This is a genomic window from Propylenella binzhouense (assembly GCF_009866965.1).
GTDB lineage: Bacteria > Pseudomonadota > Alphaproteobacteria > Rhizobiales > Afifellaceae > Propylenella > Propylenella binzhouense.
Genome location: NZ_SPKJ01000054.1, coordinates 18,562 through 27,801 on the forward strand (window position 1 = coordinate 18,562; position 9,240 = coordinate 27,801).

The following is a 9,240-nucleotide window of genomic DNA, read 5'->3' on the forward strand; positions in this document are numbered from 1 at the left end:
GCCGGGCCTCGCCGTTTCCCACGTAATCCGCCGGAGAACTAGTACGCTGCCGTACTAACTCGCCGCGGCCTCGTCAAAAGGCCGCGGATGCGCAGCATTTCGCGCGGACCGAGACCGGCGGAGCCTTCGAAGATTCCGGCATGCGCAGTACGGCTGGCGCTCTCCTCAGGCGGCGTCCGCGCTTTCTCTTGCGGCAACTGCGCGCACGCCGGGGCGCCACCGCGCTCGCGTGCAGAATTATTGTAGCGCGCGCGTCGCGTTAGTCATTTTGCAACAGTGATCGCGCCACTCTCCCAACGGGAAAGGGTCGATGGGGAGGGCCGCCGCCGCGGCCCTGCCGAGGCTGGTGGCGCCGGTCGGGGCGGCGGATGCGCGGGCCGCGCCCGCGAACGGGACCCGAGAGAAGCGCCGGCGCGGCAGATGCCCCGCCCGTGAGAGGATGAGATCCCGGGGCGCAGGATCGTGGGGGTCCCGTTGCAAGCAGTCCCACCCGATCGAACGCGGGATCGAGAAGAAGGCGAGCCGGGCGGAGCGCGCAGGCCGGTGCCTCGCCACAGTGGGCGTCTGCAGGAACGGGCGGAAGCGCGTTCCGCCGGGGGACCGCGGACATGGAAAGGATCAGAGACCTTCCGATCAGCGTGAAGGCGCTGGCAGCCTGGGGGGTGCTCCTCATATCGCTGCTCTGCCTCGGCGCCGAGACGATCCTCACGCTGGATCGGTCGTCCGGCCGGCTCGACGCGCTCGTCCAGGCAACCCTGCCCAAGCAGATCATCACCGAGGAACTCGGCGACCAGATCACCGACGCGCACATCCGCCTGTTCCGGTACACGGCCTGGGCGGCCAACGGCGTCGACGGGCGTCTACTGGGGCGGCTCGCCTCCGACATCCTGAGCGGCAACATGCGGGTGAAGGTCGACCTCGCGCGGCTCGCCGGGCGGGACGACCTGACCGGCTTCGAAGCGGAGCAGGTCAGGTTCTTCCGCCAGGCCTGGACGGAATATGCGCGGGCCAGCAAGGAGGCGATCGCCGCCGCACGGACCGATCCCGCCAAGGCGACGGCGATGCTCGGCGGCGCGGACGACGCCTTCCAGGCGGCGGAGGGGAACCTTCAGCGGCTCGCCGCCGCAGCGCGCACCCAGACCCGCGACATGGCGTCGGACCTGCGCAGCGCCGCCCAGCGCGACGCCCGGCGGATCCAGCTCGGCGGACTCGCCGCGCTGTTCGCGAGCCTGGTGGCGGCGCTCCTCTTCGCGCGCTCGATCGTCTCCCCGATCCGCTCCGTGACGGCGGCGATGCGGGAGATCTCGTTCGGCAATCTCGATTTCGAGCCGGCCAGGGTCTCGCGCGGCCGCCGCGACGAGATCGGCCAGATGGTGGCGGCGATCGACCGCTTCTGCAGCGACATGCGCTGCCAGAAGGAGCTGATCGAGAAGCGGGAGGACGAGCTCCGGACCCAGAACCTGCGCTTCAACGCGGCGCTTTCCAACATGTCGCAAGGCCTGTCGATGTTCGACGGCAACCGGCAGCTCATCGTCTGCAACGAACGCTATGCGGAGGTGTACGGCCTGCCGCGCGACCTGATCCGGCCCGGCACGACGCAGCGCGAGATCCTGGAATGCCGCGTGGCGCTCGGCATCTTCGCGGGAGGCGACCCGCAGGCCTACATCAGGAGCCGGGTGGAGAACGCCAGCACGTCGGAGCCCTCCGACCAGATCCTCGAGCTCTCGGACGGACGCATCGTGGCCATCGCGCGCCGGCCGATGGCGGGCGGCGGCTGGGTCTCGACGCACGAGGACATCACCGAGCGGCGCCGCGCCGAGGCGAGGATCGCCCACCTCGCCACGCATGACTGCCTCACCGCGCTTCCGAACCGTATCCTCTTCCGCCAGCGGCTGGAGGAGGCCCTCGCAGCGCTCCGGCCCGGGCAGGCCGTCGCCGTGCACTGCCTCGATCTCGACCGCTTCAAGGCGGTCAACGACACGCTCGGGCATCCGGTCGGCGACCTCCTTCTCGAGGCGGTCTCGGCGCGCCTCAGGCGCTGCGTGCGCGAGGGGGACACGGTCGCGCGGCTGAGCGGAGACGAGTTCGCCATCGTGCAGGCCGGCATCGCCCGGCCGGAAGAGGCGGAGAGCCTGGCGGCGCGGCTCGTCGACGCGGTCCGGGAGCCCTATTTCCTGGACGGCCATCGCGTCAGCGTGGGCGCGAGCGTCGGCACCGCCATGGCGAACGAGGCGGGCGGCCCGCCGGACGAGCTCCTGCGGAACGCCGACACCGCGCTCTACCGCGCCAAGGCGGACGGAAGGGGCGCGCACCGGCTGTTCGAGCCCGGCATGGACGAGACGCTCCAGCATCGCCGCGCGCTCGAGAGGGACCTCCGCAACGCGGTCGCACATGGCGGATTCGAGGTCCATTACCAGCCGATCATAAATCTCGCGACCGAGGCGATCAGCGGCTTCGAGGCGCTGCTCCGGTGGAACCGGCCGGGCTATGGCGAGGTGCCGCCTGGCGCCTTCATCCCGGTCGCCGAGGAGACCGGGCTGATCGAGCCGCTCGGCCGCTGGGTCCTGCACCAGGCCTGCCGCGAGGCGGCGCAATGGCCGGACGGCATCCGCGTCGCGGTCAACCTCTCGCCCGTGCAGTTCGCGGGCGCGAACCTCGTCGACGAGGTTCGGGCCGCCTTGGCGGAGGCGCGGCTTGCGCCCGGACGGCTGGAACTGGAGATCACGGAAACGGTGCTGCTGCAGGACGGGCCGTCGACGCTCGCCAAGCTGAACGACCTGCGCCAGCTCGGGGTGCGCATCGCCATCGACGATTTCGGCGCCGGCGATTCCTCGCTCGCCCATCTGCGGCGCTTCCCGTTCGACAGGATCAAGATCGACCGCTCCTTCATCAGCGAGCTGCCGGAAAGCGGCGACTGCGCGGCGATCGTGCGGGCGATGACGGATCTCGGCGGCAATCTCGGCATGCCGACCACCGCGGAGGGCGTGGAGAGCCGGGCGCAGCTCGATCACCTGAAGCTGCAGGGCTGCAGCGAGGCCCAGGGCTTCCTGTTCAGCCGGGCGACGCCGGCCCGCGACGTGCCGGGGCTGCTCGCGCGCTGGCCCGGGGCACGCATCGCAGCCTGACGGGCGGCGGTCAGGGCTCGCTGTAGCCCTCCGGCCGGATCACCAGCTCGTAGGCGCCGGGATCCGCCCGGAACAGGAGCCCGCCCTCCCGCTCCGAAAAGGGCGGCAGGTAGTCGATCCTCGCCTCGCTCCGCTCCACCACGATTTGCCCGTCGCGGAGCTCGCCCGAGACGAGGAGCGCGGCCGCCGTCGCGCTGCTTCCGTTAAGGACGCGGAAGCGGACGACATGCGAATCGCCGGCGCGGACCGTCTCCGCCGCCTCGACCGCGACGGACGGAACCTCCGACCGGTCGCTCACGGCGTGATGGCCGACATAGCCGAGCAGGCCCGCGACGATGACGGCGCCGAGTGCGGCCGTCGCCCATTCCCAGGGCGATTCCGCGATGCCGTTCGAGGACGGCGCCGGACCGGATCCGCCCTCGGCGCCACCCTTCTCCGTCTCGCGCTCGTTCCCCGCCAAGGCCGCCCCTCAGAGAACCAGCCGGGCCGCGGCGGCCCCGATCGCACAGGGAAAGCCGAGCACGATCGTCGCGCTCGCGATCTCCTCGTAGCCGGTGCCGTCGGTGCGGCCGAAGGTCCAGAGCAGGTACCAGCTGATCGCCAGCACGAGCGCGTAGCCGACCACGGTGTAGCGGAAGAACAGGCTCCAGAAGGCGGTGCCGGGCCGGACTTCCGGCGCGCCCGGAAATTCCACGGCGAAGACGAAGGCGTGCATCGAGACGATGGAGAGGAGCGCGAGCGCGAGCTCGCGCCAGGGATCCATCTTGTAGGACAGGAGCACCATCTCCTCCGTCGGCGCGACGTTGAGCCCGAGGAAGAGGGCGCCGGCCGCCATCATCAGGAGCACGGCCGGATAGCTCGCCCGGCGCTTCCGCTGCTCGTCCTTCATGTCGCTCTGGCCGCCCATCTGGTCCTGGGCGAGCATGGCGCCGATGCTGCCGGCGAAGATCTGGAGCGCGAGCTTCCCGACGATCTCCCGGGCCGGCATGTCCGGGGTGACGATCCGGAAGAGGGCGAGGACGACCACCGACATGATCGCGGCGACGGCGACCGCCACGAAGGAATCCACCACCTCCTCCAGAAGCCCGCTCGTCTGCTTGAAGCCGCTGAAATAGGCGAGGCCCGTGAGCAGGGGCACCAGCAGGACGAGCAGAAGCAGGAGCCGGAGCGGCTCGACATAGAAGCCGATGAACCACATCTCCATGGTCATCAGCATCGGCAGCGCGAAGATCACCGCCCCGGCGAAGGCCCGCGCGAGCCCGACGAGGAAGTCGCGATCCCGTCCGGACGCCTCGGACCGGACCGTCAACGGGACCCCGCCGGAAGGCTGTCGCGCGGGCTGATCGAGATCTTGGCCACGGGCTCCGTCACGCTTGCCGATCGTCAGTCGACGAAGAAACGCGCAGCCGCGATCTTTGTTGCGCGCCGCCGCTCCACGCCGGACCGGGTCGCGCGCCGTGCGCAAAACCCGTTGCGCCGGCGGCGGCGAGGCTGCACCAGAGAGGGGACATGAGCATCCCCGATCCCGCCGCCTTCGTCCGCGCCAATACTGAGCTTCTCGCCCCGCCGCTCGTGCCGGAAGTCCGGATCCATCTCGCCCACGAAGCGCTGCCCCTCTGGGAGCGCACCGAGGAGGAACTCGGGGAGATGGGCCTGCCGCCGCCCTACTGGGCCTTCGCCTGGGCCGGCGGGCAGGCGCTCGCGCGCCACATCCTCGATCACCCGGCGCTCGTCGCCGGCCGGTCCGTGCTCGATTTCGCGTCGGGCTCCGGCGTCGTCGCCATCGCCGCGGCGAAGGCCGGGGCGGCGCGGGTCGTGGCGAACGAGATCGACGCCTTCGCGCTCGCCGCGCTGGCGGAGAACGCGGCGGCGAACGATGTGCGGCTCGAATGCGCCGCCGCCGACCTGATCGGCCGCGACGACGGCTGGGAAATCGTGCTGGTCGGCGACGCCTTCTACGAGAAGCCGCTCGCCGACCGGCTGGCGCCCTGGCTCGACGCGCTCGCGCGCCGCGGCGCGACCGTGCTCGTCGGCGATCCCGGGCGGACCTATCTGCCGAAGGGCCGGCTCGCGTCGATCGCCGCCTATTCGGTGCCGGTGACGCGCGCGCTCGAGGATTCCGAGATCAAGCGCACAGAGGTCTGGCGATGGCCCGCCCCGGCGCCGGCCGAGGCGGGCGGCGCGCGTCGGAGCTGACGGTTGCGGGGGTCGCCCGACGGCCCCGCCGGCGCCTGTGCTGGTGCGGCGGCCATGCCGCTTGCTCTGTCGTCCTGCCCGGGCTTGACCCGGGCATCCAGCGGCCGGCAGAGAGCGCCGCAGGCGTTCCCTGGGTCGCCGGATCAAGTCCGGCGATGACGACAGAGGGGGTGGCCGCGCCGCATGGGGCAGCCCTCAAGGTGACGTGTCCCCCGGCGCCGGCCGACGCGGCGCCTGCGCGTCGGAGCTGACGGTTGCGGGGCCATGGGGCGCCCCCGGATCGCGCCGGCCCTGTCGCCTGTGCCGTTCCACGACTCGCCGATAGTCTGCTCCGGCGCCTGCTGCGTGCCTGCTCCGGCGTTTTGCCGCCTGTTCCGTTCCGGTGCGCAACCGCTTGTTCTGTCGTCCTGCCCGGGCTTGACCCGGGCATCCAGCGGCCGGCAGAGAGCGCCGCAGGCGTTCCCTGGATCGCCGGAATCAAGTCCGGCGATGACGACAGAGGGGGTGGCCGCGCCGCATGGGGCAGCCCTCAAGGTGACGTGCGCCCCGGTCTCCGCGCCACCGCGGCGCCTGCGCGTCGGAGCTGACGGTTGCTGGGCCATGGGTCGCCCCCCGGATCGCGCCGGCCCTGTCGCCTGTGCCGTTCCGCGACCCGCCGATTGTCTGCTCCGGCGCCTGCTGCGTGCCTGATCCGGCGCTTTGCCGCCTGTTCCGTTCCGGGCCTCTGCCGCTTGCTCTGTCGTCCTGCCCGGGCTTGACCCGGGTATCCAGCGGCCGGCAGAGAGCGCCGCAGGCGTTCTCTGGATCGCCGGATCAAGTCCGGCGATGACGACAGGGGGGTGGCCGCGCGGCATGGGGCAGCCCTCAAGGTGACGCGCCCCGGCGCCTGCCGACGCGGGCGGCGCCCGTCGGAGCCGACGGTTACGGGGCCTGCGAGGCCCGTGGGCGTGGGAGCTGACGGGTGCGGGGCCATGGGTCGCCCCCGGATCGCGCCGGCCCTGTCGCCTGTGCCGTTCCATGACCGCCGATTGTCTGCTCCGGCGCCTGCTGCGTGCCTAATCCGGCGCCGCTTGCTCTGTTCCGGTGCGCAACCGCTTGTTCTGTCGTCCTGCTCGGGCTTGACCCGGGCATCCAGCGGCCGGCAGGGAGGGCCGCTGCTCCGCTTCTGGATCGCCGGGTCGAGCCCGGCGATGACGACGGAGAGAAGGGCGAGGCGGCGTGGATCGCCGGGTCAGGTGCCGGCGATGCGCCAGCGGCGGCGGACGAGCTTCTCGAGCTCCAGGATCGCGAACAGGCCGACGCCGGAGGCGGCCACGGCGGCGATCTCGCCGAGGGCGATCGGCGCGGTCCCGAGCAGCGCGTTGAGCGGCGGCAGGTAGGTGACGAGGAGCTGCGCGGCGACCACGACGCCGACCCCGAGAAGGACGGCGGGCGTGCCCTTCACGCCGCGGCGCGAGAGCGAGGGCGCGTGGAGATAGCGCATGCTGAAGAGCGAGGCGATTTCCAGCACCACGATCGTGTTGACGACCACCGTCCGCGCCTCCTCGAGCGGCCGCCCGTCTTCGAGCGCATGGAAGAAGGCCGCGAACGCGAAGGCGACGAAGAGCATCGAGACGAAGCCGATCCGCCACAGCAGGAGCGGCGAGAGCAGCGGCTCCCCGGGGCGGCGGGGCGGCCGCCGCATCGTGTCCGGCTCGGTCGGCTCGAAGGCGAGCGTCAGGCCGAGCGCGACGGCGGTGATCATGTTGATCCAGAGGATCTGGACCGGCGTGACGGGCAGCGTCAGCCCGAACAGGATGGCGGCAATGATCACGAAGGCCTCGCCGCCATTGGTGGGAAGCGTCCAGCCGACCACCTTGCGCAGGTTGTCGTAGACGGTGCGCCCTTCGCGCACGGCCGCCGCGATCGACGCGAAATTGTCGTCGGCGAGCACCATCTCGGCCGCTTCCTTGGCCGCCTCGGTCCCCTTCCGGCCCATGGCGACGCCGACATCGGCGCGCTTCAGCGCCGGCGCGTCGTTGACGCCGTCGCCCGTCATGGCGACGACGAGGCCCTCCGCCTGGAGCGCCTCGACGATCCTGAGCTTGTGCTCCGGACTGGTGCGGGCGAAGACGGTCGTCTCGACGGCAAAGCGGCGGAGCGCCGCATCGTCGATCCGGTCGAGCTCGGCGCCGGTGGCGACGGCCTCCGGGCGGGCGAGCCCGATATGCCGCGCGATCGCCGCGGCCGTGCGCGCGTGATCGCCGGTGATCATCTTCACGACGATGCCGGCGGCCTGGCACTCGGCGACGGCGGCAACCGCCTCCTCGCGCGGCGGATCGAGGAGGCCGACGAGCCCGATCAGGACAACGTCCCGCGCGAGCGCATCGCGGCGGAGGTCGTGCCGGTCCTCCGGGAAGCGCCGGTAGGCGAGGCCGAGGACGCGCTGGCCGGCATCCGCCATCCGCTCCATCTGCTCCGACCAGAAGTCCCTGTCGAGCGGGGCCACGCTGCCGTCGGAGCCGAGCTGCCCGGTCGCGACCGCCAGCAGATGTTCCGGCGCCCCCTTGAGATAGGCGATCGCACCCCCCGAGCGGGCCGGGTGCAGCGTCGCCATGAAGCGGACCGTGGGGTCGAAGGGAATGGCGTCGCGGCGCACGTAATCGGCCCGGGAGGCCTCGCTGTCGTAGCCGACGCGGCCGGCGAACGCGACGAGCGCCCCTTCCATCGGATCGCCCTCGACCGACCAGCCGGCATCGCCCAGGCGGATCTCGGCGTCGTTGCAGAGGAGCGCCGCGCGGGCGAGCCGGCGCAGCGTGGCGTCCGTATCCGCCGCCACCGCCACGCCGTCGCGCGACGCGCTTCCTTCCGGCGAATATCCGACGCCGGCGATCTCGAAGCGGCCCGCAGTCGTAACCGCGGCGCGCACCGCCATCTCGTTGCGGGTGAAGGTGCCCGTCTTGTCGGAGCAGATGACGGAGACGGAGCCGAGCGTCTCGATCGCCGGCAGCACGCGCACGATCGCGTTCCGCCGCGCCATGCGCCGGACGCCGATCGCGAGCGTGATGGTCATGATCGCCGGCAGCCCCTCCGGGATCGCCGCGACGGCGAGGCCGACCACGACCATGAAGGCCTCGGCGAGCGCCATGCCGCCGATCGCGACGGCCCAGGCCCAGACGGCGGCGGCGACGAGCAGGATCGCGATTGTGAGCTGCCGTCCGAACTGCGCCATCTGCCGGACGAGCGGCGTCTGCAGCCGCTCGACCTCGCCGAGAAGCGTGCTGATGCGGCCGAGCTCCGTCGCAGCGCCCGTCGCCACGACCACGCCCGTCGCCTGGCCCGCCACGGCGAGCGTGCCGAAGAACGCCATCCCTGAGCGGTCCGCGAGCGCGGCTTCGGCGGCGACCGGCGCCGCGCTCTTCTCGACCGGCACGGATTCCCCGGTGAGCGCGGCTTCCTCCACCCGGAGATTGCGGACCTGGACGAGCCGGAGATCGGCGGGAACGCGGTCGCCGGCCTCGAGGAGCACGATGTCGCCCCGCACGAGCCCGGCCGAGGGCACGGAGACGCGCGCGCCGTCCCGGAGCACCGATGCGTGCGGGCTGATCATGTCGCGGATCGCCTCGAGCGCCCGCTCCGCCCGCCCCTCCTGGACGAAGCCGATCACCGCATTGGCGACGACCACGAGCAGGATCATCGACAGATCGGCGAATTCGCGGAGGAGCGCCGTCACCACGGCGGCCGCCAGCAGGACGTAGATCAGCACGTCGTCGAACTGCGCGAGGAAGCGCGCGAGCGCGCTCCGGCGCTTCGCCTCGGGCAGCCGGTTGGGGCCGTCGGCGGCGAGCCGGCTCGCCGCCTCCGCGGCGGAGAGGCCCGCAGGACCGCTCCCGAGCGCGGCCAGCGCCTCCGCCGCCGCGACCGCATGCCAGGGCGCATG

At 72.1% G+C, this 9,240-nt stretch carries 5 protein-coding genes; 2 read left to right on the forward strand and 3 right to left on the reverse strand.

Annotated elements, in window-relative coordinates; translation table 11 throughout:
* Positions 1–608: 608 nt before the first annotated feature.
* Positions 609–3,125 (forward strand): EAL domain-containing protein, encoded by a 2,517-nt coding sequence (locus tag E4O86_RS14640; RefSeq protein WP_161141297.1) that lies wholly within the window; start codon positions 609–611, stop codon positions 3,123–3,125.
* A 10-nt stretch (positions 3,126–3,135) separates the two neighbouring features.
* Here the strand turns inward: E4O86_RS14640 and E4O86_RS14645 are convergent, their stop codons facing one another.
* Together E4O86_RS14645 and E4O86_RS14650 are read right to left on the reverse strand one after the other, a co-directional pair.
* The gene (locus E4O86_RS14645; protein ID WP_161141298.1) at positions 3,136–3,585 is read right to left on the reverse strand and encodes a TIGR02588 family protein; all 450 of its coding nucleotides are present in this window, start codon (positions 3,583–3,585) and stop codon (positions 3,136–3,138) included.
* A gap of 9 nt (positions 3,586–3,594) precedes the next feature.
* Positions 3,595–4,434, reverse strand: a complete 840-nt coding sequence (locus E4O86_RS14650; RefSeq protein WP_161141299.1) for a TIGR02587 family membrane protein — start codon at positions 4,432–4,434, stop codon at positions 3,595–3,597.
* A gap of 200 nt (positions 4,435–4,634) precedes the next feature.
* Between E4O86_RS14650 and E4O86_RS14655 the strand changes: the two genes are divergently transcribed.
* Entirely contained in the window at positions 4,635–5,321 is a 687-nt protein-coding gene (locus tag E4O86_RS14655) for a class I SAM-dependent methyltransferase (protein ID WP_161141300.1), read from the forward strand.
* A gap of 1,231 nt (positions 5,322–6,552) precedes the next feature.
* Here the strand turns inward: E4O86_RS14655 and E4O86_RS14660 are convergent.
* Positions 6,553–9,240, reverse strand: a 2,688-nt coding sequence (locus E4O86_RS14660; RefSeq protein WP_246206409.1) for an HAD-IC family P-type ATPase, incomplete at its 5' end; no start/stop codon positions are given.

What these genes read in the sequence shown, in the direction of transcription:
- E4O86_RS14655 (WP_161141300.1), top strand. Translation starts at nt 4,635, where the DNA reads ATGAGCATCCCCGATCCCGCCGCCTTCGTCCGCGCCAATACTGAGCTT.
- E4O86_RS14640 (WP_161141297.1), top strand. Translation starts at nt 609, where the DNA reads ATGGAAAGGATCAGAGACCTTCCGATCAGCGTGAAGGCGCTGGCAGCC.